The organism is Bacillus sp. MYb209, from assembly GCF_002975175.1.
In the GTDB taxonomy this organism is placed as follows: domain Bacteria; phylum Bacillota; class Bacilli; order Bacillales; family Bacillaceae_G; genus Bacillus_A.
Genome location: NZ_PCNZ01000002.1, coordinates 532,644 through 558,224 on the forward strand (window position 1 = coordinate 532,644; position 25,581 = coordinate 558,224).

The window sequence follows — 25,581 nt, forward strand, 5'->3', positions numbered from 1 at the left end:
TTGGATAAAATTTATGTGTTAGATACGAATGTACTTTTGCAGGATCCTTTATCTATTTTTTCATTTGCAACAAATGAAGTAGTGATTCCAGCAGTTGTGTTAGAAGAGGTTGATTCGAAAAAACGTTATATGGATGAAGTAGGACGAAATGCTCGCTATGTATCTAAGTTAATAGACAAATTTCGTGAAATAGGAAAGCTGCATGAAAGTATTCCGTTAGAAAACGGAGGTACATTCCGTATTGAATTAAATCATCGCTCATTTGTTCAACTACAAGATATTTTTGTAGAAAAAACAAATGATAATCGAATTTTAGCGGTAGCGAAAAACTTAGCTTTAGAAGAACAAGAAAAAGAGGACGGGAAATCAGTTATTTTAGTAAGTAAAGATGTACTCGTAAGGGTAAAAGCTGATGCAATCGGATTGCAGGCCGAAGATTATTTAAGTGACCGAGTAATCGAAGTGGAAAATATATATTCAGGATTTTTAGAAGGGTATATATCAAAAGAACAGTTAGATTATTTTTATGAAAAAGGTGAACTACCTTTATCTGAAATCGCAAATCATCCTTTTTATCCAAATCAGTTTGTTGTAATGAAAGATGCACTGGGGGGTTCTAGTTCTGCACTTGGGATTGTGGATCATTTAGGTAAGAAGGTAAAGAAACTTATTTTTCACAATGAGCAAGTGTGGGGGATACGTCCACGAAACGTGCAGCAAATTATGGGGTTAGAATTGCTACTTCGGGAAGATATTCCACTTGTAACGTTAACAGGGAAAGCCGGTACAGGAAAAACGTTACTTGCATTAGCTGCGGGACTAATGCAAACGGAAGATTTAGGGTTATATAAAAAACTACTTGTCGCGAGACCGATTGTACCGGTAGGAAAAGATATAGGTTATTTACCAGGAGAGAAAGAGGAAAAATTAAGACCGTGGATGCAGCCGATTTTTGATAATCTAGAGTATTTATTCAACACGAAAAAGCCTGGGGAGCTAGATGCTATTTTAGCTGGGATGGGTTCGATTGAAGTAGAAGCGCTTACCTATATACGCGGGAGAAGTATTCCAGACCAGTTCATTATAATTGACGAGGCACAAAATTTAACGAAGCATGAAGTGAAGACGATATTAACAAGGGTAGGCGAAAAAAGTAAGATTGTATTAATGGGGGATCCTCAGCAAATTGATCACCCGTATTTAGATGAATATAATAACGGTTTAACATATGTTGTAGAGAAGTTTAAAGAACAACGTATTAGTGGTCATGTAAAGTTTGTTAAAGGAGAGCGTTCTAATTTAGCACAACTAGCAGCGGATTTATTATAAAAAGGAGTGAGCCTAAGCTCACTCCTTTTTTGCCTTTTAATTATACAATTTAAATGATTGTAAATTTACGGATGTTACGAATCGGATTTTGTCTATTAGATCCATCATGGAAATATAGATGAACAGGCCCGTCTTCTCGTAATGGTTTACCTTCTTTTGAAAAACCGAGAATAGCTTTATGGGCTGTTTCTAACGGAAGTGTAATTGTATTGTCTGTGGTTTCAATTTCGACTTGAGTAGCATCTTCTAAAATTTCAGCATTTTTAAGAAATGGATGAAGTGGTATGCCAAATGTCCCGTTAATAAGCTGTTCTTTTTTATATTTCTTTACACTTTGTTGTATTGGCGGGAAGGCAGCACCATCACGGATTTCGCGATCCCAATGCTCTGAAGTATGTTTTAAGTATGTTTCTAATTCGGATGATTCTTCTCTAGTTTCATCAAAGTAAGTTGTCAAATCTATTTTTCGATCATCGAAAATCCATACAGTTGGATCGATAGTGATTGAAAAACGAACTTTTCCATTAATAAATAAAATTTCGCTCATTGTTGTTCCCCCATTTGTGTTATACTCCCACTTTTCAGTATAATAGTATTAGACACTGTTGTCACAAAAAATGTTTCTATTGCAATTTATTAAAACTATCGCTAATATTAATAGATATGAGAGAGTAGGACGGAAACGGAGGGAATCAATTTGGCGTCTGAGACAGTATCAAATCATCAGGAAAAGGCACTAGCCCTTCTACAAGCGGATGCAGAGAAGATTTTAAGACTTATTAAGGTACAAATGGACAATCTTACAATGCCGCAATGTCCATTATATGAAGAAGTATTAGACACACAAATGTTTGGACTATCCCGCGAGGTCGATTTTGCGGTTCGCCTTGGTCTTATTGCAGAAGAACAAGGGAAAGCAATGTTAGGAGAGCTCGAACGTGAGTTGTCTGCACTTCATGAAGCATTTACAAACAAACAACAATAACGGGTTCAAATAAGGGGGCTCAAACTGAAATAGTTTGGGCTTTTTATTTGTATAATAAAGAAGGAAGAACCTATATACATATGGAATACAACAATAATTAAATTGAAACAGAAAGAGGAAATGAAATGAAAAAAGTATGGAAATCGATGGATTATTCATTATTACTTCCTCTTGTTATCTTATGTGTGTTGGGAGTTATAATGGTATATAGTTCTAGTTCCATTGTTGCGATTTCGAGGCATAACTGGCCAGCAAATTACTTTTTTAAAAAACAATTAATTGCTTTAGCTATTGGAACGATAATGTTAGCGATTATCGTTGCTATTCCTTATAAGTTGTGGAGAAAGCGAATAGTTTTGATCGCAATGGGAATAGGGAGTATTGGTCTATTATTAGCAGCCTTGATTTTCGGTAAGGACGTAAATGGTGCAAAAGGATGGATATTAGGTATACAACCAGCTGAGTTTGTGAAAATAACGGTTATTATTACGTTAGCAAACTTTTTTGCTAAGAAACAAGAAACGCAAACAGCTTTTGTACAAGGGATAATTCCTCCTCTAACTGTTGTCGGTGGAGCGATGGGATTAATTTTACTTCAAAATGACTTAGGGACCGATATACTAATAGGTGGAACTGTACTGATTATGTTCTTTTGTTCAGGAGTTAATGTTAATTTAAGTATAAAGCGATTCCTCTTAACGTCTATAGTATGGATTCCAGCGTTATATTTTATTGGGAACTATAAGTTAAGTCCGTACCAAAAAGCTCGGTTTTCAGTTTTTCTTGATCCATTTAACGATCCTCAAAATGATGGGTTCCAATTGATAAATTCTTTTATTGGAATTGCTTCAGGAGGGCTAAATGGTCGAGGGTTAGGGAATAGTGTGCAAAAATATGGATACTTACCAGAACCGCAAACAGATTTTATTATGGCAATTATATCTGAAGAGCTTGGTTTTATAGGTGTAGCTGTCATTTTAATCTGTTTGTTACTTATTATTGTTCGGGCATTTAGGGTTGCACAAAAGTGCAAAGATCCGTTTGGAAGTTTAATAGCAATTGGAATTGCAAGTTTGTTTGGAGTTCAAACTTTTATAAATGTCGGTGGTATGTCTGGGTTAATACCGCTTACAGGGGTACCATTACCGTTTGTAAGTTATGGTGGTAGTTCTTTATTGGCTAATTTACTTGCAATGGGTATACTGTTAAATATTTCTAGTTATGTAAGACGACAAGAGAAACAACAAAACGAATTGACTAACGAAATAGAACAAGGTGGACCGCATCTTGTTGTTGTAAAATAAAAAACACATTGAGCTCTAGAGTTCAATGTGTTTTTTATTTTGTTATGTTTTAAATGTGATATAATATTGATTCTTTTAAAATAAAAAGTATATTACATTTAAGTGAATGTGATATACAATAGTGTTGTTAGAAAAGGAAGAGGTATGCTATACTATTTTTGTGAAACAAATTGATCAGAAAACTTATCATTTGTTGAAAAATAAGGTATGATGGATAAAAATAAAGTGAAGCTTTCTAAGTATAATATAATGTAGAAAGTGAAGAACTTCACGCTCTTTAGAGTGTGTATGTATTTTATCTCTAGAGTGGTAGGAAAATAGAGGGGGAAAATCATGACAAAGCTGCAACGTATTCAAAAAGTATTGGTAGCTAACCGTGGAGAGATAGCAATTCGTGTGTTCCGAGCATGTTCAGAACTTGGATTAAACACAGTTGCAATCTATTCTAAAGAGGATAGCGGTTCTTATCATCGCTATAAAGCCGATGAGTCCTATTTAGTTGGGGAAGGAAAAAAGCCAATTGATGCTTATCTAGATATTGAAGGCATTATTGAGATTGCGAAAAGTAATCATGTAGATGCAATCCACCCTGGATATGGTTTCTTGTCAGAAAATATTCAATTTGCAAAACGTTGTGAAGAAGAAGGGATTATCTTTATCGGTCCAAAAAGTAAGCATTTAGACATGTTTGGAGATAAAGTTAAAGCAAGAACACAAGCGCAGCTAGCACAAATTCCAATTATTCCTGGTAGTGATGGTCCAATAGATTCAATAGAAGAAGTTGAAGAATTTGCTGAAAAGTATGATTACCCGATTATTATTAAAGCATCCCTTGGTGGTGGCGGTCGCGGTATGCGTATTGTACGTGCTAGTGAAGAATTAAGAGAATCGTATAATCGCGCGAAATCAGAAGCAAAAGCAGCCTTTGGTAATGATGAAGTGTACGTTGAAAAATTCGTTGAAAAACCTAAACATATAGAAGTACAAATTTTAGCAGATGAAGAAGGTAATGTTGTTCATTTGTATGAGCGTGATTGCTCTGTACAACGACGCCATCAAAAAGTAGTTGAAATTGCACCGAGCGTGTCGCTTTCAGATGATTTGCGTCAGCGTATTTGTGATGCTGCAGTAAAGTTAACGAAAAATGTAAATTATTTAAATGCTGGAACAGTTGAATTCCTAGTGAAAGATGATGAATTTTACTTTATTGAAGTAAACCCACGTGTTCAAGTAGAACATACAATTACAGAAATGATTACAGGAATCGATATTGTTCAATCACAAATTTTAATTGCAGATGGACATGCTTTACATAGCAAGATGGTAAGTGTGCCGAAACAAGAAGAGATTATTGTGCATGGTTATGCAATTCAATCTCGTGTAACGACAGAAGACCCACTTAATAACTTTATGCCTGATACAGGGAAGATTATGGCGTATCGATCAGGCGGTGGTTTTGGTGTGCGTCTTGACACAGGTAATAGTTTCCAAGGTGCAGTTATTACACCGTACTACGACTCTTTACTTGTAAAAGTTACAACTTGGGCGCTTACTTTTGAACAAGCTGCTGCAAAAATGGAACGTAATTTAAAAGAATTCCGTATTCGTGGCATTAAAACAAATATTCCATTCTTAGAGAATGTAGTAAAACATAGAAACTTCTTATCGGGAGAGTATGATACTTCATTTATTGACGCGTCACCTGAACTATTCCTATTCCCGAAACGTAAAGACCGCGGAACAAAAATGTTAAATTACATTGGTTCAGTTACAGTAAATGGCTTCCCAGGAGTAGGGAAAAAAGAGAAGCCAATTTTCCCAGATGCTCGTATACCAAGTTTGAAACATTCAGAAACGATTCAAAATGGAACGAAACAAATTTTAGATGAGCGCGGGGCGGATGGATTAGTAAAGTGGGTTCAAGATCAAAAACGTGTACTTTTAACGGATACAACATTCCGTGATGGGCATCAGTCTTTACTTGCAACGCGTATTCGTACAAAAGATTTACATCAAATTGCAGAGCCGACCGCGAGAATGTTACCAAATCTATTCTCAGCAGAAATGTGGGGCGGTGCAACATTTGATGTTGCGTATCGCTTCTTAAAAGAAGATCCATGGGAACGATTACTAGATCTTCGTGAAAAAATGCCGAATGTTTTATTCCAAATGTTACTTCGTTCTTCAAACGCAGTTGGATACAAAAACTATCCAGATAATTTAATTCGAAAATTTGTAGAATGTTCCGCGCAAGCCGGAATTGATGTGTTCCGTATTTTTGATAGCTTAAACTGGGTAGAAGGCATGAGAGTTGCAATTGATGCTGTACGAGATACTGGTAAGATTGCAGAAGCGACAATGTGTTACACAGGAGACATTCATGATCCGTTACGTAGTAAATATGATTTGAGTTATTATAAAGGTTTAGCAAAAGAGTTGGAAGCATCAGGAGCTCATATTTTAGGAATTAAAGATATGGCGGGCTTATTAAAGCCAAACGCAGCATATGATTTAGTTTCAGCACTAAAAGAGACGGTGTCGATTCCAATTCACCTGCATACACACGATACGAGCGGAAATGGTATTTTAACGTATACGAAGGCGATTGAAGCAGGTGTTGATATTGTCGATGTAGCGGTGAGTTCTATGGCTGGTCAAACATCACAACCGAGTGCGAATACACTATACTATGCGTTAGGTGGAAACGAAAGACAACCAGATGTTAATATAGACTCATTAGAAAAACTATCTCATTATTGGGAAGATGTACGTAAATACTATGCACCATTTGAAAGTGGTATGAACGCTCCTCACACAGAGGTATATATGCACGAAATGCCAGGTGGACAATATAGTAATCTTCAACAACAAGCGAAGGCGGTTGGTTTAGGAGATCGCTTTGATGAAGTTAAAGTGATGTACCGTCGTGTTAATGACATGTTTGGGGATATTGTAAAAGTAACACCGTCATCTAAAGTTGTGGGTGATATGGCATTATTTATGGTTCAAAATCATCTGACAGAGCAAGATATTTTAGAACGTGGACATGCTATGGACTTCCCAGGATCTGTTGTTGAAATGTTCTCTGGAGATTTAGGACAACCATATGGTGGTTTCCCGAAAGAATTACAAAAAATTATTTTAAAAGGGAAAGAGCCATTAACAGTAAGACCGGGTGAATTATTAGAACCAGTAGATTTCGATGCTTTAAAAGAAGAGTTATTCCACAAACTTGGACGCGAAGTAACAATTTTTGATGTAGTCGCATATGCATTGTATCCAAAAGTATTTATGGACTACGAAAAAGTTGCTGGGACTTATGGAAATGTATCTGTGCTTGATACACCGACATTCTTCTATGGTATGAGACTTGGTGAAGAAATTGATGTGGAAATCGAGCAAGGTAAAACATTGATGGTTAAACTAGTTTCCATTGGGGAGCCACAGCCAGATGGAAATCGTGTGCTTTACCTGGAATTTAATGGACAACCTCGTGAAATCGTAGTGAAAGATGAAAGCGTGAAAGCAACTGTTGCACAGCGTGTGAAGGGGAATCGTGAAAATCCAAATCATATTAGCGCAACGATGCCGGGAACTGTTATTAAAGTAGTTGTAAAAGAAGGCGATGAAGTGAAAAAAGGTGATTCCATGGCAATTACAGAAGCGATGAAAATGGAAACGACGGTTCAAGCGCCATTTAGTGGTAAAGTGAAAAAAGTATATGTAAATGATGGGGATGCAATTCAAACGGGAGATTTACTCATTGAATTAGATCATTAAAATAAAGAAAAAGAGCTGTGCGAAAGCAGCTCTTTTTTGTGTGTAAATAATACCTTGCCGAATTGGCAAGGTATTAAAGTTTTACTTTATTTTGTTTGCTTAGAAGTTGATTCAGTTTCTTTTGCATTGACTGTACTTCTTGTACCTATCATAACTAAATAGCATAGTACAGCAAACAGGCAAGAAATGAAGAGCGAATGTAATAATGCCATTGCTAAACTAGCATTTGTAAATACGACTAAAATCCCTACTATAGCTTGAAGTGTAACAAGGATAAATGAAATAATCCATCCCCAGTATACTACACGCTGCTGCTTGTAATGACGAATAGCTATAAACATTGCGTATAGTATCCAAACGAATATTAACATAGCTGCAACTCTATGCCCCATTTGGACCCACTCATGTAGTTGAGTTGGCATAGGTCTATTTTTACTGCATAAAGGGAAGTCTGGACAGGCTAAGGTAGCTCGTTCGTGACGTACTAAAGCTCCTGTGTAGACAACGATATAACTGTAAATTGTTACACCATAAATATGAAATTTCATTTTTTTGTCCATAATAAGTGAACGTGCATCAAATTTCTGATCAATTTCAAAAATAAGACACGTTAACAAGATGACAGAAGCAAATGAAATTAAGGAAATACCGAAATGAATAGCTAATACAGCAGGCATTTGACCCCAAACAACCGCCGCCGCCCCCATTAATGCTTGTGCAACTAAAAATACGAAGGATAAAATTGCTAACGTCTTTGTTTCGCGCACATGTTTATAATATTTCCAGGACAAGATACAAAGAAGAGTAACAAGGATTCCTGCTGATCCAGATGTTAAGCGGTGACTTAGCTCAATAATAGTTTCCATTGATAAATTAGATGGAACAAATTCACCGTTACAAAGAGGCCATGATTTGCCGCATCCTTGGCCTGAACCCGTTTTTGTAACTAAAGCGCCTCCTAGTAAAACTACTAATAAATCGAGACTTGTAATGACTGCTAACCATTTAATAAAGCGTTGCAATCTCTTTCACCATCTTTCTGCTATGAAGTTATTGCGAAATATTTTCATTCCATTATGTATAGAATAAAACGTGCTACAGTCCTATGATATATAAAAAATAATAAAATAGCAAAGAAATGGAGAGCGAGGACAACGTACGTATTATAAAGAAAAAAATGGGATTTCAAATACATATTTTAGGAGGAATTCAGGCTGTTTTGAAAAGAAATGGGGAGAATACATGCTAAATATGACAAAATAGTTTATTATAGAAGATAACATCATGTTATGATAAGGATAAATTAGAATAAAGTTTTTAATGTTCGACACAAAAAGTTCATGTTTTCTTCACAAAAAGTTCAGGAAATGTGATTTAATATATTGGAGTATGGGCGTAGATTAGTAGTAGAATGGGTTAATAATATTTCTACTGTAATAATATTGCTATATAGAAGCGAAATATTTCACATGAAATATGTGCTTAGAAAGATGATAGGTTTAAGAGGGGGTTAAAGTGATGAACCATGCAACAAGTGAGCTGCATGATGAGTCAGCTGTTTCAATTGTACCGGAAACAACTCGGTTACAAGATTTATCAGCGCTCGTTAAAATGGGGATTGTAAACTCAAATACACTTACTGTATTTACAGGATTTTGGTTGGCTTTACATTTTAATGGATTGAGTGTTATGGACAATCTAGATAAGCTATTTTTCACAATCGTTGGTTCTGCATTAATTATGGCTGGGGTATGTTGTTTAAATAACTACATTGACCGAGATATCGATCCATTAATGGAAAGAACAAAAAACCGTCCAACGGTAACAGGTAAATATAAACCTGGCTTTGCACTTGCATTTGGACTTGTAATTTTACTTCTTGGCTTTGCATTTTTATTACTTACTACACCGATGGCAGTGTTAATTTCATTTATTGGTGCCTTCACATATGTTGTTTTATATACGTTATGGACGAAGCGGAAATATACGTTAAATACTGTTGTAGGTAGTATATCAGGAGCAGTTCCACCTTTAATTGGATGGGCGGCAATTGATCCGTCTTTAAATCATCCAATTGCTTGGATGTTATTTTTAATTATGTTTATTTGGCAAATCCCACATTTCCTCGCATTAGCGATGAAGCGTGTTGATGAATATCGAAATGCAGGAATCCCAATGCTTCCTGTTGTACAGGGATTTGATATTACGAAACGTCAGATTATGATTTGGACAGTATGTTTATTACCACTACCATTTTATATGAGTGGGCTTGGAATAACATTCATGGTAATTGCAACATTGCTTAACATCGGATGGATCGCATTAGGGTTTTATGGCTTCCGTAAGCAAGATGACATCAAATGGTCCGTAAAAATGTTTGTTTATTCCCTGAATTACTTAACAATCTTATTTGTGTCAATGATTGTAGTTACATTCTTCTAAGACAACGACATGATTGGATTTCTTTACGTTGAGATTTACTTTACTTAACTATAAAGTACAATCTAATTCACAAAGAAAGTGGGGGTTGTTTGTATGAAGAAACAGTGGCGACTGCTTTCGTTCGTTTCACTGCTGGCTTTACTGTTAGGGGGATGCGGTAAAGCTTTTCAGTCTACTTTAATTCCGCAAGGGGAAGTAGCAAAAATGCAATATGATTTACTCTTGCTAGCGAGTGCAATCATGGTAGGAGTAGTACTTGTAGTTACTATTATTTTCTTATATGTAATTGTGCGTTTCCGACAAAAAAAGGGTGAGGAAGATTATATTCCAGAGCAAGTTGAAGGAAATCACAAACTAGAAATTATATGGACAGTTATTCCGATTATTCTTTTGTTAATCTTGGCTGTTCCGACTGTTACATATACATTCAAGCTTGCTGATGTAAGTGCGATGGAGAAAAAGAATATTGATAAAGATACTATCGTTGTTGATGTAACAGCGAATCTTTATTGGTGGGAATTTTCTTATAAATCAGAAAAAATAGTAACTTCTCAAGATTTAGTTATCCCCACAGGTAAGAAAGTGTATTTGAATTTGAAGGGTGCCGATATTAAACATTCGTTTTGGGTTCCATCTTTAGCTGGGAAAATGGATACAAATACAGATAATGTAAACAAAATGTGGTTAAAGGCAGATAAATCGGGCACTTATAATGGTTTTTGTACAGAATTTTGTGGCCCATCACATTCTTTAATGCAGTTCAAAGTGAAAGCTCTGGATGAAAGCGAGTACAAAAAGTGGCTTGCTGACATGAAGAAGATTGATGGAAAAAAAGAAGTAGCTTCTACAAAGGCGCAAGAGGGTCAAGAAATATTTAATAAAAGCTGTATTGGTTGTCATGCAGTTGGATCAAATGATAGTAGACCACCTTCTGCTCGTATCGCACCGAACTTAGCAAACTTTGCAGATCGCGATATGGTTGCTGGTATTGCCGAAAATAATGAAGAGAACTTAAAAAAATGGCTCAAAGATCCTGAAAATATGAAACCAGGTAATAAAATGACTGGTAAATATGGCAACTTAACGGATGATCAAATTAATGCATTAAATGCATATTTACAAACGTTAAAGATTGAAAAGTAAAGAGGGATCATTTGCGAAGGGGAGGTTGAAAACGTGAGTTCTGTAGCAAAAAAACAGGGGATGGGTGCTGTCATATGGGATTATTTAACGACAGTAGACCATAAAAAGATTGCCATTCTCTATTTAATTGCAGGTGGATTGTTTTTTGTAATAGGTGGAATAGAAGCACTATTTATTCGCCTGCAGTTAGCGATTCCAAACAATGCTTTTCTTGTTGGGGATGCTTATAATCAAGTATTAACGATGCACGGTACAACAATGATTTTCCTCGCAGCTATGCCACTCGTGTTTGCATTTATGAACGCCGCTGTACCACTTCAAATTGGAGCACGTGATGTGGCGTTCCCGTTTTTGAATTCGCTCGGATTTTGGTTATTTTTCTTTGGTGGATTATTTTTAAATTTAAGTTGGTTTTTAGGAGGAGCGCCTGATGCAGGGTGGACATCGTATGCATCTTTAGCTTTAGCCTCTAAAGGACATGGTGTTGATTTTTATGTACTCGGCCTGCAAATATCAGGTATTGGTACATTAATTGGAGGTATTAACTTCCTTGTTACAATTATTAATATGCGCGCGCCAGGGATGACGTACATGCGCATGCCGATGTTTACATGGACAACATTTGTAACATCTTCACTTATTTTATTTGCATTTCCACCATTAACTGTAGGATTAGGACTTTTAATGTTAGATCGTTTATTTGGCACAAGTTTCTTTAATCCGGCACTAGGTGGGAACACGATTATATGGGAGCATTTATTCTGGATCTTCGGTCATCCGGAAGTATACATTCTTATACTCCCAGCTTTCGGAATATTCTCAGAAATCTTCGCCACATTTTCGAAAAAACGATTATTCGGTTATTCCTCGATGGTGTTCGCGACAGTATTAATAGGGTTTTTAGGATTTATGGTATGGGCGCATCATATGTTTACTGTTGGTCTTGGGCCTGTTGCAAATGCTATCTTCTCAGTTGCAACAATGGCGATTGCAGTTCCGACGGGTATTAAAATATTTAACTGGCTCTTTACAATGTGGGGTGGAAGTATTAGGTTTACAACACCAATGATGTGGGCGGTAGCTTTTATTCCATCCTTCGTTATGGGTGGAGTTACAGGCGTTATGCTTGCTTCTGCACCAGCTGATTATCAGTTTCATGATAATTATTTCGTAGTAGCACACTTTCATTATGTAATTGTTGGTGGTGTTGTATTTGGTTTACTTGCAGGTGCGCATTATTATTGGCCACTTATGTTTAATAAAGTATTAAATGAAACGTTAGGAAAGATAACATTTTGGTTATTCTTTATCGGTTTCCATTTAACGTTCTTTATTCAGCATTTCCTGGGTCTAATCGGTATGCCGCGTCGTTACTACACATATCTAGAGGGGCAAGGATTGGAAATGGGGAATATGATTAGTTCCATTGGAGCAGTGTTTATGGCTCTTGGAACGATTGTTCTTTTATTCAATGTAATAAAAACAACGGTATCAAAAGAAAAGGCTGGTCGTGATCCGTGGGATGCGCGTACGTTAGAGTGGACAATGCCAGCGCCTACACCGGAATATAATTTCAAACAGTTACCATTTGTTCGCGGATTAGATCCGTTTTGGATTGAAAAATGTGAGGGTAATAAAGAGATGACAGCAGCGGAACCGGTCGGTGATATTCATATGCCAAATTCTTCATTTTCACCGTTTATTATTTCTCTAGGTCTATTTATAGCTGCTTTTGGTGCAATGTATATGCAGGGTGGTAAAGATAAATTTTGGTTATTGGTAGCAATTATCGGTTTAATCATTACGTTTGGTACAATGTTCCTTCGTTCAGTAATTGACGATCATGGATATCATATTCATAAGGAAGATTTAGATGATAAGGGGGGCAAGGCGTAATGCATGTAGATGAGAAATTAACGAATGAAACATTTCCAGCAGAGCCTGAAAAAGCAACCCTTGAGGGGAAAAATAAGTTTGTTGGTTTTTGGTTATTTCTTGGAGGCGAAACAGTGTTGTTCGCTTCCTTATTTGGCACATATTTAGCGTTAAAGAACTCTACAAATGGTGGACCAACATCTCAAGAGATGTTTCAAATGCCGCTCGTTTTCATTATGACGATGCTTTTGTTAACAAGTAGTTTAACGAGTGTATACGCAATGTATCATATGAAAAATTTCAACTTTAAGAAAATGCAACTTTGGTTACTTGTAACAGTATTGCTTGGCTTAGGATTTTTGGGGTTTGAAATATATGAGTTCTATCATTATACGCATGAATTTAAGCATACTATGAGAAGTAGTGCATTTGGTTCTGCATTTTATGCTCTTGTTGGTACACACGGGCTCCACGTGTTGTTTGGATTATGTTGGATTTTAACATTAATCTTTAGAAACGCGAAGAGAGGCTTAAATTTATACAACGCACCAAAGTTTTATGTTGCATCAATTTATTGGCACTTTATTGACGTAGTTTGGGTGTTTATTTTCACTGTAGTATATTTGATGGGAATGGTGGGATAAACAATGGCGGTTAAGCAAACGAATAATCCTAAGGTGGATCTTGTTTATCGGAAGAGAAAAAGTGCAGAGGAAATGAAGCACCAAGTTATTACATTTTCACTAATGATTTTTTTAACATTAGTTGCATTTGCAGCGGTGGCATATCCGAAAACATTTAGCCCGATTTTTTCGGTTCCATTTATATTATTGTTAGCAGTCGTTCAAGTTATATTTCAGTTATATTATTTCATGCATATGAGTCATAAAGGGCATGAAGCGGCGAGTTTCTTCTTATACTCTGGATTGTTAATTGGTTTATTAACAATATTAGCCTTTATGACAATTGTGTGGATTTAAACAGTGATAGTAGGGGGCTCTGATTTATCATAGCCCTCTTTGTATATGAAATATAAGGATTTTGAAAAGGTAGGTGTGGAAATGGAAAATTTATGGGTATTTGGTTTTCAAGCTTTATGGAGTCCGATTTTTTTATTATTTATGATCTCGATTCTTATTAGTTATTTTTTAGTTATTGGACCATATAGAACGCGATTTGAAAATGCGACGAAGGTAAGTAAGAAGCAAATTTTTTATTTTACGACCGGGATTGTTCTTTTGTATTTTGTAAAGGGAGGACCTATTGATTTAATTGGTCATATTATATTTAGTGCACATATGTTTGAGATGGCAGTAATGTATATTGCGGTGCCTCCGTTATTACTGCTTGGTATACCGGTTTGGTTATATCGTTATATTACTTCTTTTAAGTTCGTTCAAATTGTGATAAAGTTTTTTGCTAAGCCGCTTATTGCGTTGTTTGTATTTAATGGCCTGTTTTCCTTTTATCATTTGCCAATTGTTTTTGATGCAGTAAAACAAAATCAAATAGCGCATCCTATTTGCCTTGCTATATTGTTTTTTGCAGCAATGATGATGTGGTGGCCGATGTTAAATCCGCTGCCAGAATATCAAACTTTAAGTGATATTAAGAAGCTTGGTTACATGTTTGCTAATGGTATTTTATTAACGCCAGCTTGTGCGTTAATAATTTTTGCGACTGCACCATTATTTGCAACATATACAGATCCGGCCGCTTGGATGAAGGCAATGGAACTCTGTGTACCGGCGGGTACTTTATCAGATTTAAATATAACTGGGCCAGAATTTTTACATTGGATGCCGGTAGTACAAGACCAGCAAACAGGTGGTATCATTATGAAAATTGTCCAGGAAATAGTGTACGGTACGATTATCGGTTATGTGTTCTTTAAATGGGCACGTAGAGAGCGTGAAAAGGATAAAGAGCAGCTGCAAGAATTACCTCCTTATTTGCAGACGAAATAAAAACTAGCGCATCGTATTAATGCGCTAGTTTTTTTGTTATTCAATAATTTGAAATTCTTTCAACTCTTTTTCAATATTTTGTAGGAGTTGTTCGCTTTTTTGAAGTACATTCGTTGGGAAAATCTCATCATCTCCATATTCAACGCCATGAGGATAATAATGTTTTCCTAATAAGGGTGGCAATAGTTTTACTTGAGCGTGTCTGCCGCCGATGTCACCTTCAACAGCAAATCCTTGTACACGTAAATAATAAATATCCTTTAATATTTCAAATTTATAATCATATGTAACGCGTTCGTAATCCCATTGTCCAGCAAGTACAAAATGATTGTTTTCCATAATCTCAGTTAAAAGAGTTAAATCAACGACTGCATCATTAAAGTTTGTATTTGTAAATTGCATAGAATACCTCCTTCTTTTAATGTTAGTGCATTATTTTTATAATAGTATGAATAATAAGAAAGTGCAATTCATATTGCGAGAAAAGGGATAATCCAGACTTTTTTCGTGAAAATATGATATAGTGAAAAGAGTACGGTACACACAAAAAAAGGAAAGAAAAGGATTTGTGTATATCTCGATTTTATGCTTTGTTCAGGAGGTATATCGTTTGAAGAAATTATTGCGTATCGTAATGATTACATTTTTAATTTTAGCTGTTGATTTATACGGGAAGTTACTCGTGTCACAATATATATTAACCCCATCTCACTCTAAGCAAGAAAATAAAATTGTGAAAAAGAAGAAGCAAGTAAATGAAGAATCCACAGACACGGTTTTAAGTATGATCGGTGGGGACTCTGAGAATTTATTAGCGAAGTGGGGCGAACCGTCTCGAATAGAGCCGTCTGCTTATGGATATGAATGGTGGGTGTATAATCAAGATTTAGCCCAGTATGTTCAATTTGGAGTTGCTGAACGTAAAGTTGTAACGGCGTATGTTGCTGGTGAGCAAGTTAAGGTGGCTCCCTATTATATAAATGAAAAGTATGAAGAGGTATATAAAAAGAATCCACTTTCACATGAGATTTCATTAAAAAGAGGAAAGAATAGTTATCAATTTGAGTTATCTGATACGGAAGTAATGGAACAACCGCTAGTACCTGTAGAAGATGGATGGGCACAATTATATTTTGATCACTTTACACATGAGCTTGTTGGTCTTCGTTATATGGATGATGAGACGTTATTAAGACAAAGACCATATCAACTTGTTTATTCGGGTGAATTAATAGCGGAACAGCCGCTGACGCCAGAAAAAATGAAGCAAGTAGAAAATGGAAATATGCAACAAATTCTCGATTTAACAAATATTATTCGAAGTCATCATCAATTACCGTTGTTAACATGGGACCAACAAACTGCAGATGTTGCATTTGGCCATAGTAAAGATATGAAGGATAATAATTATTTTTCACACGATTCACCTACTTTTGGTGCGTTAGGAGATCGTTTGCAACGTGGGCAAGTGGCTTTTCAACTTGCTGGTGAGAATATAGCGGCGCAACATAGTGATGGAATTTCGGCGGTACAAGGTTGGTTAAATAGTGAGGGTCACAGAAAGAATTTATTAAATGAACAATTTACTGGATTAGGTGTTGGGGTATATGATAAATTTTATACTCAAAACTTTATCCGAAAATAAAATGAAACTTTAATCAGTGGGGGCGCATTCTTCACTGATTATTTGCCTTCATCAATCGGGCTTTAACGGGCAGTAAGACTCCCGCCTATTCGTAGAAGTTTAAGGTGGGAGTCTTACTGTCCACAAATAGGGAGATAAAAAGGTGCATGAATCGTCTGAAAATAGGCGAACCATGTGCCTTTTTTTTTCTTACAATATAGTAGATATACATGAAGAGGTGAGGATTATGCCAACAACAAAAGGGCCGTTACATCCATCGGTTCAACAGTTTAAAGAGTTTGTAAACCATCACCCTAAAATGGTTCACGAGGTTAGAAGTGGTCAAAAAACTTGGCAGCAATTTTATGAAGAATGGTACTTACTTGGTGAAGAAGATCAAATATGGACAGCGTATAGACCTGATGGAGCGCCTGCTTTTTCTTCGGTAAAAGAAAATAAAGAAGAAAAAGAAAATCGAACAGAAGAGGAAAAAACTGCTGATGTGATGGGGCAAATGCTTTCTTTCTTTAAAAAGCTAGACGTAGAACAAATGCAACATCATTTAGCAAATGTGACGAGTGCGATTGGTAGCGTGCAACAAGTTATCCAACAATTTCAAGGGAACCGTGCGCAGCAAGAACAAAGTACTTCTGAAAATAATCCTTTTTTCTTTCAAAAGGATTAGGGGGAAAGAGGATGAGAGCAGAGCTTATGGAGTTTATAAAAGCTGATGAGGATTTAGCTCGCTATATTCGGGAACAGCCATACTGGTACCGGAAATTGACGCGTAACCCAGAAGAAAAAGAAGCTTTTGAGTTAGCTGCCATGCAGCATTTCAAAAAAACGATACCAGATAAAGTGGAAAAATTTCAAAATCAATTGGCGGTTGCTTCAATTATGATTGATATGTTCCAGTATATGAAGCAGCAAAATACGACGTAATTGGAAGGGAAAACTATGTCCGTTATGCAAAACTTTTGTTACAATAGAATCGGATTATTTAAAAAAGGAGTTGCAGCATGACGGAAATTTGTTTAGTACGACATGGACAAACTGATTGGAACTTTCAAGAGATTATTCAAGGGCGCGAAGATATTCCACTCAACGAAGTTGGGAAGAAGCAAGCGAGTCAAAGTGCAGCTGCCTTGCAAGCGGAATCGTGGGATATAATTATAAGTAGTCCGTTAATTAGAGCGCAAGAAACAGCTAAGGAAATTTCTGGGGCTATTGGATTACCATCTATTTTATTAGATGAGCGATTTATGGAACGTAATTTTGGGGAAGCTTCTGGGAAACCAGTTGCGGCCGTTAGAGAGCTAATTGCAGAAGGTAATGTAGAAGGAATGGAGCAGGATGAAGAAATTGTAGAGCGCTGTTTTACGGCTTTACAAGAGGTTGCAGCAGCACATGGAGATAAACGTATTATCATTGTTGCGCATTCACATGCAATAAAAGCTATTTTACACGCAATTGCACCAGATGAAATTACATTTAAAACGCCGTTAAAAAACGCATGTATTAGCTACGTGAAAGAGAATAGCGGGAAATGGGATGTTCTTAAATATAATATTGCGGAGCATATTAGTGTATAAGAGTGCAAGGGGATTGTATGAAAAGGAGTTAGAATCATATCTTTCTTTTAGGTGAGACACTTCAATTAGTAGTTCTGTTCCAAATGTGTTATGATGAATACTCGGAGGTGTCTCTCATGATTGTAGCGACGCTGGAAAGCGTATTGATTTTAGATAAGGCAGAGCAGCTTGCAAAAGCGATTATCTGTTCAGATATAGCAGAAGATTATCGTAAGTATTATAAGGATTTACAAGAAGATATAGAAGTCCAGACGCTAATTCAGCAGTTTACAGCGATGAAAGAGCGATACGAAGAAGTGCAACGTTTTGGTAAATATCATCCTGATTATACTTTCGTTTCGACGAAAATGAGGGAATTAAAGCGTTCTGTAGATATGCATGATAAGGTTGCAGCCTTTAAAAGAGCAGAAACTGCTTTACAAAAGTTATTAGATGAAGTTAGTGTAGCAATTGGTTCTGAGGTGTCTCCTTCCGTTAAAGTTCCAACAGGAAATCCGTTTTTTGATGCGGGTGGCTGTGGCGGTGGTTGTGGTACCGGAGGCGGTTGTGGTTGTAAAAAAACGGGGTAATTTACCCTGTTTTTTAGAATATAGAAGAAAACGTATACAGAGTTTGTCCTTTAATGTCATAAATTTTTGATTGGTTTTCATAAAATATAAGAATATAAGTTTTTAAAAGGAGAAGATGGAGAAGATTATGTTCGGGCAACGACAAAGTATGATTGTTTATTTACATTCATTGAAACATGCCAAGATTTTAAGGAAATATGGTAACATTCATTACATATCAAAACGTTTGAAATATGCCGTTGTATATTGTGATATGGAACAAATTGAGCATATGATGCAAAAATTGAATAAACTTCCTTTTGTAAAAAAAGTAGAACAGTCGTATCGCCCATTTTTAAAAACGGAATTCGAAAATTCGCGTCCTGATCGGGCAAAAGAATACGATTATAGCTAAGTAAAAAAATCCCCTGCTAAATTTAGCGGGGGATTTTTTTACTTGAAATAACGTGTTATTTCATTGGAGGAATGAAATTGTTCATTCGTAAAATACCAATTAGATGATTAAAGAATAGTTCTTTTTCAGGGAAAGTTGTTGATGGTTTTACAGTAAAGGGAGTAACTTTTTTCCCTATTTGTTCCGCCATTTCTTCAAATAAAACGACACGTTTACTTTTTTTATTTTCAAGTACAGGAATGCCTTCACGACATATGTATAATGGTTGGAAATCACCAGTAGTTGTCGGTTTTAGTATTACAACAAGTGAACACACTTTTTTTTCGTTTTTTACAGTTTCGAATTGTAACATATGTGTTACACGTTCTTGGTTTGTTTTGGCAATTTCAAGTAATTCATATAAGTCAGAGTAGCCTTCTCCGAGTTCTATAAAGCGTTGAATCATATTTTTTCCTCCTCTTTCTTTTACTGTACCACCTCACTTTTTAAATGAAAAGTAGACAAATAAAAAAACCCTGCAAAGCAGGGCCCTTCTAATACTAGTATGTACTAGTAAGAAGGAAAAGGGAGAGGAGAAACCGGAGGAAGAACTTATGGGGAAACGTAAGTCTTCTCCGCGGTTGGCAACAACATCGAAGATGATGTTGTTATATTTATTTATGTCCAATCTAAATGAAGATATACATAATGAAATTAAAATTTATGTTAGGCTTTTTATTTTTCTTTTTTTTATTTTATGATAGGATAAAAAAGGTAAAGTGGAACTGATGTACATAAAGGGTTTTTGTTCGCAAATAGTGAGATGAATATGCAAGAAATAGCGAACGGTTATTTTAACTAAAGTTCTCTATAGGTTAAGTAACGAATTAGTGAAGAATTGTATGGTTTGGTAGCGGTTACCGACTTGAGATGGATTTACTGTAATCGCTCGATAGATTGAAATAAAGGTAGTGACAACAGATGAGAGTAGTTTCAGGAAAATGTAAAGGGCACCCACTTAAAGCGGTACCTGGTAATACAACACGTCCAACGACAGATAAAGTGAAAGAATCTATTTTTAATATGATAGGTCCTTATTATGATGGTGGTACCGCTCTTGATTTATTTGGTGGTAGTGGTGGTCTTGGAATTGAGGCCATAAGTAGAGGGATTGATAAAGCGATTTTTGTTGACCGAGATAGTAAGGCGATAAAAGTCATTCATCAAAATTTAGAAAGCTGTAGAATACAAGAACAAGCTGAAGTGTATCGAAATGATGCGGAACGTGCGGTAAAGGCGCTTATAAAGCGTGAAATATCATTCGATCTTATACTAATTGACCCTCCATATAAAGGTCAAAAAATTTTGTCTTTAATTAGTGTGATGGATCAACATGGATTGTTAAATAAAGATGGCATCATTATGGCAGAGCATGGGGATGACGTGGTTTTACCTGATTCTATAGGAGAACTTGTAAAAGTACGGGCAGAAAACTATGGGATTACAGCAATTTCGATTTATAAGTATGAAGGTGAGGGGACAGAATGACAAGTATAGCTATTTCTTCAGGGAGTTTTGATCCAATTACCCTTGGACATTTGGATATTATTAAAAGGGGAGCAAAAGTATTTGATGAAGTATATGTAGTTGTTTTAAACAATTCATCAAAAAAACCATTCTTTTCGGTAGAAGAACGCCTAGAGTTAATTCGAGAGGCGACAAAGGATATTCCGAATGTAAAAGTTGATTCACATAGTGGATTATTGGTGGAATATGCAAAAATGCGTAATGCAAATGCAATATTACGTGGTTTGCGAGCGGTTTCTGATTTTGAATATGAGATGCAAATTACTTCAATGAATCGAAAATTAGACGAAAATATCGAAACCTTCTTCATTATGACAAATAATCAATATTCATTTTTAAGTTCAAGTATTGTGAAAGAAGTTGCGAGATATGGGGGAAGTGTAGTAGACCTTGTTCCTCCGATTGTAGAGCGTGCTTTAAAAGAAAAGTTTCAAACCCCGTTAAAGTGAACGGGGTTTTTCTTTATAAATGCGTAAAAACAATAAGATAACATATAAATATAAACAAAATAAGGTGAAGATTGGTCCGTAGTGTATAAATGATGTCCAAATATCAGTTAGTGTGTAAGAATGATTCAATAAAAATACGGGAAGATCTTCTTGCGTAGGCGAGAAAGAATGAACTTTTTCATAAAATGGTCCCCAAAATATAAAAGTGAAAATTGGAGCGAGAATACTTTGGATAATTCGTGCTAAAAAATAAGGTTTAAAGCGGATGTCTGTCTCTGCTAATATGCTTGCTACTTGTGCCTGAATAGAAAGACCGCTAAAAGCTAAAATGAAGCTTGTCACCATCGCTTGTTGAAGAAGTGTTGATTCACTTATTTGACTGATCATTTGGCTTCCAAGCGTCATTTCAAAAAAACCGGATAATATCGGAATACTAAATTCGGATGTAAGTTGGAAGAATGATAAAATATGTTGCATAATAAAAGAAAGCGCTTTTGTAATTTCGAAAACAGTAATCATTTTATTTAAAACAGAGAATAAAATAATAAACCCGCCAATCATGAGTAATGTTTGAATAGAAGAAACGATAGCGTCTCCGAGTAATTTTCCAATGGGTCTTTTTTCTTGCATCCGCGTTTGGTGGAGGACTGAGAATGGGTTTTGAAAAGCACGCTTTTCGGTACTAGGTTTGTCTTTTATGTAAGTATTGTTATTACCATAAAAGCGCATAAGTAATCCGACGGTAAAGTTACTTATATAATGTGCGGCCGCTAATACGATCCCTAATTTCGGATTATTAAAAAAACCGATAGAAACTGCTCCGAAAATAAAAAGTGGATTAGAAGAATTTGTGAAAGATACGAGTCGTTCCGCTTCAATTTGTGTTAGTTGATTGCTCTTGCGTAGTCTAGCGCTTAATTTGGCCCCAGCAGGGAACCCTGAAGCCATTCCCATTGCCCAAACAAACCCGCCTACCCCTGGAACGCGAAAAAGTGGTCGCATTAGCGGTTCTAATATAACACCGATAAATTTTACAACACCAATACTGATTAGAAGTTCCGCAATGATGAAAAACGGTAGTAGTGAAGGGAATACAACTTCCCACCATATATTTAACCCGCGAATTGAAGCTTGCAAGGCAGCTTGGGGGTGGAGTACAAGAGAAAAGGTTAAAAATAACATTGATATGGTAAGAAAAGCAGTTTTCCATTTTTCGTACATGTAAAAAAATCCCCCTTTGTCCCAAAAACGTTCATTTCAGTATACGTGGATATGTGGTGAATTTAGACCATAAGTATGAAAAAGGAATGAAAAAAATTAAAGGGTGAGAAAAATGAAGGAACCAAAAATCGGTTTAGCACTTGGATCTGGAGGTGCGAAAGGTTTTGCTCACATTGGGGTAATAAAAGTGTTAAGGGACGCTGGCATCCCTATTCATATGATAGCAGGTAGTAGTATAGGAGCATTAATAGGTACATTTTATGCAGCGAGTTGTAACGTTGAAAGGTTATATAAATTGGCAGCTGTTTTTAAAAGGAAATATTATTTAGATTTTACAGTTCCTAAAATGGGATTTATTGCTGGAAAACGTATTAAAGATATGATTAAAATGTTTACATATAATAAAAATTTAGAAGAGTTAGATATCCCGACGGCTGTTGTGGCTACTGACATTTTGAAGGGGGAAAAAGTTGTATTTACAAGTGGCCCAATTGCAGAGGCAGTTCGCGCTAGTATATCTGTACCGGGGGTGTTTGTTCCAGAAAAAATAGATGGCCGCTTATTAGTGGATGGAGGGGTAATTGACCGTATTCCCGTATCGGTTGCAAAAGATTTAGGGGCTGATATTGTTATTGCTGTTGATGTGTCTCCAATTAAGGTGAATGGAGAGGTAACGTCTATTTATGATGTGATTATGCAGAGCATTGAAATTATGCAACATGAACTTGTGATGAATCGGCAAATAGCATCAGATTTAATGATGCGACCAGCTGTTGAACAATTTAGTTCGCGTGCTTTTACACATATTGAAGACATCATTCGGGTCGGAGAAGTGGAAGCAGAAAAACACATTTCAAACATTTATTTACTAATTGAGCAGTGGAAGGAGCAACATAATGTTTAAGCGTTTTCGGTTTATATATGCAATTTTAATAGGGGTTATATTGGCGATGCTACTTGTTTATGTGCGTTTGCCGTATTATGTGACAAAACCAGGTATGGCGGCGAAATTAGCACCATACGTTCAAGTAGATGGTGGAACGAAAGAGTCGGGTGATTTCATGCTTGTCACTGTCTCAATGGGACCTGCCAATGTGGTGAATTTAATAGCAGCGCAATTTAATAAATATACACACGTTTCGAAGGCGGAAGAAATATTGCAAAAAGGCGAGAGTGATGAAGAATATCAATTTCGCCAAAATTATGCAATGAAAGATTCGCAAAATGCAGCAATCTATAATGCTTATAAACGTGCAAATCGCTCTGTTTCTTTTGAAAATAAAGGTGTACTAGTTGCTGGTGTAGCGAAGGGTATGCCGTCAGAAGGAAAGCTTAAGCTTGGAGATGTTATAGTAGCTGTCGATGGAAAAACATTCGACAAGACGGAACAATTTATTGAGTATATGACAGGGAAAAAAGAAGGGGATACAGTAAATGTTGAATATAAGCGGGGTGGAAAACAGTTTAAAGAAAATTTAAATGTAAAGACAATCCCTAATGGGAATGGACGCGTCGGTATAGGGGTCTCTATCGTTACGGAAAGAGAGTTAGTAGTAGATCCGAAAGTGAAAATTGATTCCCATGAAATAGGGGGGCCATCAGCAGGGTTAATGTTTACACTAGAAATTTATAATCAGCTCGTTGAAGAAGATTTAACAAACGGACATGAAATAGCTGGAACAGGTACAATCAATGATAAAGGAGAAATTGGTCCAATTGGTGGTATTCAGCAAAAAGTAGTAGCTGCTAGTGATGCAGGAGCTGAAGTGTTTTTTGCGCCAAATGAAAAAGGTGTAGAGAAATCGAATTATAAAGATGCTCTTGAAGCTGCGAAAGATATTAAAACAAAGATGAAAATTGTACCGGTGGACACACTGGATGATGCATTAACGTATTTGGAAAAAATGAGTAAAACAAAGTAAACCTCTCTGAAGAAGAGAGGTTTTTCTTATAGGAATTTTTTCATTATTTCATCATAACGAATTGGATGATGCGTTGCGTCTTGTTTTAGCAGTTGTGTCCGCAAAGGTTCTTGCATTATGGAGAAATATACAGCATTTGATTTCCGTTCTATGTCTAAAGTCGGATGTTCAAATGTTTTTGTATGAGTAAGGATTGGAAGTTCTATTTTTTTCTTATTTCTAGAAAGATAAGTTTGTCCCTTTTGTGACATTCCGAGAAGACGGATATACGGCGCATGTTGCTCTATATTTGCTTTGTGTATTTCTTCCTTCGTTGTATTTGTTAAAATATGTGTACAAGCTCTTTGCAATCTAGTCCATGTATAACGTTTTGTTTTTAATGCTTCCATGAATGAATAGAAAGATGAACTGTTTTGTATTTTTGATAAAATACGATGCTCTAAACCTTCTTCCATTTCATATATATGTTGTAAGTCTTGAGAAGACATCGTCATAAGTTTGTATTTAAAAAATGAAAAGTATTTTTCCCAGTTATGTAACGTCCCGTAGTTTTGCTTGTAGTTTTCTAAAAGAGAAGCAGTCATTTTCGGGATAAAAGGCTCAATAGTTGTAGAGGAACTGTTTTCATTAAATAGCTGTTTGCGAATACTTGTTGCACTTGCAATATGTTGATCGTGAAATGTTTCATCATGATAATGAGAGGCGAATCTTTTTATAGTTTGTGCTTGCATGGAACTATTTTGTAAGAGAATTGCTTTAATGTACTGTAAGCCTAAAATGTTATTTGGTTGTGACATATCTACGTTTTTTTCGGGTGGTAAGATGTGTAGAAAGGCTTCAGATGTAGCTTTTGCATAACTATTACCTGCATTCATAAATTGCTTCACAAAACGATTAAAAGTCTCTTCTTCATTTTTTTGTATAGCGATGGTATTGTAGAAATTTTCAGTTTGTCCATCTTCGCTACCAAAACAAATTTCAGAAACACCAAGGGCGTTTAAAATCGAAATTGCGCCATTTGCGAAAGTTTCGGCCTTTTGTGTTGCGAATGCATAAGGAAGCTCTACAACAAGGTCTACGCCGTTTGTTAAGGCCATTTTAGTACGATACCATTTGGAGATGAGTGCGGGCTCACCACGCTGCAAAAAAGGGCCACTCATAACGGCGATAATAATATCAGACTGTGTTAACTTTTTTGTTTGTTGCACATGATAAGCATGACCGTTATGAAAAGGGTTATATTCAACAACAATACCACTGGATTTTATGGTAATCTCTCCTTTCGATGTAGCATCTTTTTGGAAAACGTGATAATCTATATATTATTTCCTATGATGACTTCATTATAGTGTAAAGAAAAAACATTGACAAATATAAAATGGCTAGCTATAATTTTGTTTGTTGCCTTGAGGTGATATG

General features: G+C 36.1%; 26 protein-coding genes. 20 read left to right on the forward strand and 6 right to left on the reverse strand.

Annotated features, from left to right (window positions below; genetic code table 11):
* A complete protein-coding gene (locus tag CQZ94_RS06560; RefSeq protein WP_105584712.1) occupies positions 1-1,329 on the forward strand; it encodes a PhoH family protein in 1,329 nt (442 codons plus the stop codon).
* A gap of 49 nt (positions 1,330-1,378) precedes the next feature.
* Here CQZ94_RS06560 and CQZ94_RS06565 read toward each other — a convergent pair whose 3' ends face one another.
* The gene (locus CQZ94_RS06565) at positions 1,379-1,876 is read right to left on the reverse strand and encodes a hypothetical protein (RefSeq protein ID WP_105584713.1); all 498 of its coding nucleotides are present in this window, start codon (positions 1,874-1,876) and stop codon (positions 1,379-1,381) included.
* A gap of 150 nt (positions 1,877-2,026) precedes the next feature.
* Between CQZ94_RS06565 and CQZ94_RS06570 the strand changes: the two genes are divergently transcribed.
* The 3 genes from CQZ94_RS06570 to pyc all read left to right on the forward strand — a co-directional run bounded on the left by CQZ94_RS06570 (position 2,027) and on the right by pyc (position 7,398).
* On the forward strand, positions 2,027-2,314 hold the full coding sequence (locus CQZ94_RS06570) for an Fpa/YlaN family protein (protein ID WP_000135698.1): 288 nt from the start codon (positions 2,027-2,029) through the stop codon (positions 2,312-2,314).
* A 125-nt stretch (positions 2,315-2,439) separates the two neighbouring features.
* A complete protein-coding gene (ftsW, locus tag CQZ94_RS06575; RefSeq protein WP_105584714.1) occupies positions 2,440-3,618 on the forward strand; it encodes a putative lipid II flippase FtsW in 1,179 nt (392 codons plus the stop codon).
* A gap of 333 nt (positions 3,619-3,951) precedes the next feature.
* The gene (pyc, locus tag CQZ94_RS06585; protein ID WP_105584715.1) at positions 3,952-7,398 is read left to right on the forward strand and encodes a pyruvate carboxylase; all 3,447 of its coding nucleotides are present in this window, start codon (positions 3,952-3,954) and stop codon (positions 7,396-7,398) included.
* An 86-nt stretch (positions 7,399-7,484) separates the two neighbouring features.
* Here the strand turns inward: pyc and ctaA are convergent, their stop codons facing one another.
* The gene (ctaA, locus tag CQZ94_RS06590) at positions 7,485-8,420 is read right to left on the reverse strand and encodes a heme A synthase (RefSeq protein WP_105584716.1); all 936 of its coding nucleotides are present in this window, start codon (positions 8,418-8,420) and stop codon (positions 7,485-7,487) included.
* A gap of 496 nt (positions 8,421-8,916) precedes the next feature.
* On the opposite strand from ctaA, the gene ctaB reads away from it, so the two are divergent.
* From ctaB to ctaG, 6 genes are all read left to right on the forward strand, one after another.
* Positions 8,917-9,840: a protoheme IX farnesyltransferase gene (gene ctaB, locus CQZ94_RS06595; protein ID WP_070144659.1), complete on the forward strand. Its 924-nt coding sequence runs from the start codon at positions 8,917-8,919 to the stop codon at positions 9,838-9,840.
* Between the two features lie 93 nt (positions 9,841-9,933).
* Complete coding sequence (gene coxB, locus CQZ94_RS06600) at positions 9,934-10,983, forward strand: cytochrome c oxidase subunit II (RefSeq protein ID WP_002088304.1); 1,050 nt, start codon at positions 9,934-9,936, stop codon at positions 10,981-10,983.
* A gap of 60 nt (positions 10,984-11,043) precedes the next feature.
* The gene (ctaD, locus tag CQZ94_RS06605) at positions 11,044-12,879 is read left to right on the forward strand and encodes a cytochrome c oxidase subunit I (protein WP_181149441.1); all 1,836 of its coding nucleotides are present in this window, start codon (positions 11,044-11,046) and stop codon (positions 12,877-12,879) included.
* On the forward strand, positions 12,879-13,502 hold the full coding sequence (gene ctaE / locus CQZ94_RS06610) for a cytochrome c oxidase subunit III (protein ID WP_000557861.1): 624 nt from the start codon (positions 12,879-12,881) through the stop codon (positions 13,500-13,502). The genes ctaD and ctaE overlap by 1 nt, the downstream gene beginning before the upstream one ends.
* Before the next feature lie 3 nt (positions 13,503-13,505).
* Positions 13,506-13,838 (forward strand): cytochrome c oxidase subunit IVB, encoded by a 333-nt coding sequence (gene ctaF / locus CQZ94_RS06615; RefSeq protein ID WP_002121961.1) that lies wholly within the window; start codon positions 13,506-13,508, stop codon positions 13,836-13,838.
* An 81-nt stretch (positions 13,839-13,919) separates the two neighbouring features.
* Positions 13,920-14,825 carry a cytochrome c oxidase assembly factor CtaG gene (gene ctaG, locus CQZ94_RS06620; RefSeq protein ID WP_105584770.1) on the forward strand — a complete coding sequence of 302 codons (906 nt, stop codon included), beginning with the start codon at positions 13,920-13,922 and terminating at the stop codon, positions 14,823-14,825.
* Between the two features lie 36 nt (positions 14,826-14,861).
* On the opposite strand, the gene CQZ94_RS06625 is transcribed toward ctaG, so the two are convergent.
* Entirely contained in the window at positions 14,862-15,227 is a 366-nt protein-coding gene (locus CQZ94_RS06625) for a YugN family protein (RefSeq protein ID WP_002066906.1), read from the reverse strand.
* Positions 15,228-15,435: 208 nt separating this feature from the next.
* On the opposite strand from CQZ94_RS06625, the gene CQZ94_RS06630 reads away from it, so the two are divergent.
* The 6 genes from CQZ94_RS06630 (at position 15,436) to CQZ94_RS06655 (ending at position 19,004) form a co-directional block, all read left to right on the forward strand.
* On the forward strand, positions 15,436-16,470 hold the full coding sequence (locus CQZ94_RS06630) for a CAP domain-containing protein (RefSeq protein ID WP_105584718.1): 1,035 nt from the start codon (positions 15,436-15,438) through the stop codon (positions 16,468-16,470).
* Positions 16,471-16,696: 226 nt separating this feature from the next.
* Positions 16,697-17,134, forward strand: a complete 438-nt coding sequence (gene ylbD, locus CQZ94_RS06635; protein ID WP_002088296.1) for a YlbD family protein — start codon at positions 16,697-16,699, stop codon at positions 17,132-17,134.
* An 11-nt stretch (positions 17,135-17,145) separates the two neighbouring features.
* A complete protein-coding gene (locus tag CQZ94_RS06640) occupies positions 17,146-17,391 on the forward strand; it encodes a YlbE-like family protein (protein WP_002014770.1) in 246 nt (81 codons plus the stop codon).
* A 77-nt stretch (positions 17,392-17,468) separates the two neighbouring features.
* Positions 17,469-18,041: a histidine phosphatase family protein gene (locus CQZ94_RS06645; protein WP_105584719.1), complete on the forward strand. Its 573-nt coding sequence runs from the start codon at positions 17,469-17,471 to the stop codon at positions 18,039-18,041.
* Between the two features lie 116 nt (positions 18,042-18,157).
* The gene (locus tag CQZ94_RS06650) at positions 18,158-18,610 is read left to right on the forward strand and encodes a YlbF/YmcA family competence regulator (protein ID WP_070144653.1); all 453 of its coding nucleotides are present in this window, start codon (positions 18,158-18,160) and stop codon (positions 18,608-18,610) included.
* Positions 18,611-18,737: 127 nt separating this feature from the next.
* Entirely contained in the window at positions 18,738-19,004 is a 267-nt protein-coding gene (locus tag CQZ94_RS06655) for a YlbG family protein (RefSeq protein ID WP_002088292.1), read from the forward strand.
* 55 nt (positions 19,005-19,059) lie between these two features.
* On the opposite strand, the gene CQZ94_RS06660 is transcribed toward CQZ94_RS06655, so the two are convergent.
* Entirely contained in the window at positions 19,060-19,449 is a 390-nt protein-coding gene (locus CQZ94_RS06660; protein WP_002014762.1) for a DUF7147 family protein, read from the reverse strand.
* A 515-nt stretch (positions 19,450-19,964) separates the two neighbouring features.
* On the opposite strand from CQZ94_RS06660, the gene rsmD reads away from it, so the two are divergent.
* Both rsmD and coaD read left to right on the forward strand, forming a co-directional pair.
* Positions 19,965-20,531: a 16S rRNA (guanine(966)-N(2))-methyltransferase RsmD gene (gene rsmD, locus CQZ94_RS06665; RefSeq protein WP_105584720.1), complete on the forward strand. Its 567-nt coding sequence runs from the start codon at positions 19,965-19,967 to the stop codon at positions 20,529-20,531.
* Positions 20,528-21,019 (forward strand): pantetheine-phosphate adenylyltransferase, encoded by a 492-nt coding sequence (gene coaD / locus CQZ94_RS06670; RefSeq protein ID WP_000200601.1) that lies wholly within the window; start codon positions 20,528-20,530, stop codon positions 21,017-21,019. Before rsmD ends, coaD begins: the two co-directional genes overlap by 4 nt.
* Here coaD and ylbJ read toward each other — a convergent pair.
* A complete protein-coding gene (gene ylbJ, locus CQZ94_RS06675) occupies positions 21,011-22,240 on the reverse strand; it encodes a sporulation integral membrane protein YlbJ (RefSeq protein WP_105584721.1) in 1,230 nt (409 codons plus the stop codon). The genes coaD and ylbJ overlap by 9 nt on opposite strands.
* A 112-nt stretch (positions 22,241-22,352) precedes the next feature.
* Between ylbJ and CQZ94_RS06680 the strand changes: the two genes are divergently transcribed.
* Both CQZ94_RS06680 and CQZ94_RS06685 read left to right on the forward strand, forming a co-directional pair.
* On the forward strand, positions 22,353-23,144 hold the full coding sequence (locus CQZ94_RS06680; protein ID WP_105584722.1) for a patatin-like phospholipase family protein: 792 nt from the start codon (positions 22,353-22,355) through the stop codon (positions 23,142-23,144).
* On the forward strand, positions 23,137-24,162 hold the full coding sequence (locus CQZ94_RS06685) for a SepM family pheromone-processing serine protease (RefSeq protein WP_105584723.1): 1,026 nt from the start codon (positions 23,137-23,139) through the stop codon (positions 24,160-24,162). The genes CQZ94_RS06680 and CQZ94_RS06685 overlap by 8 nt, the downstream gene beginning before the upstream one ends.
* Before the next feature lie 26 nt (positions 24,163-24,188).
* On the opposite strand, the gene CQZ94_RS06690 is transcribed toward CQZ94_RS06685, so the two are convergent.
* Positions 24,189-25,430 (reverse strand): nucleotidyltransferase, encoded by a 1,242-nt coding sequence (locus CQZ94_RS06690; RefSeq protein WP_181149442.1) that lies wholly within the window; start codon positions 25,428-25,430, stop codon positions 24,189-24,191.
* Between the last annotated feature and the right edge of the window lie 151 nt (positions 25,431-25,581).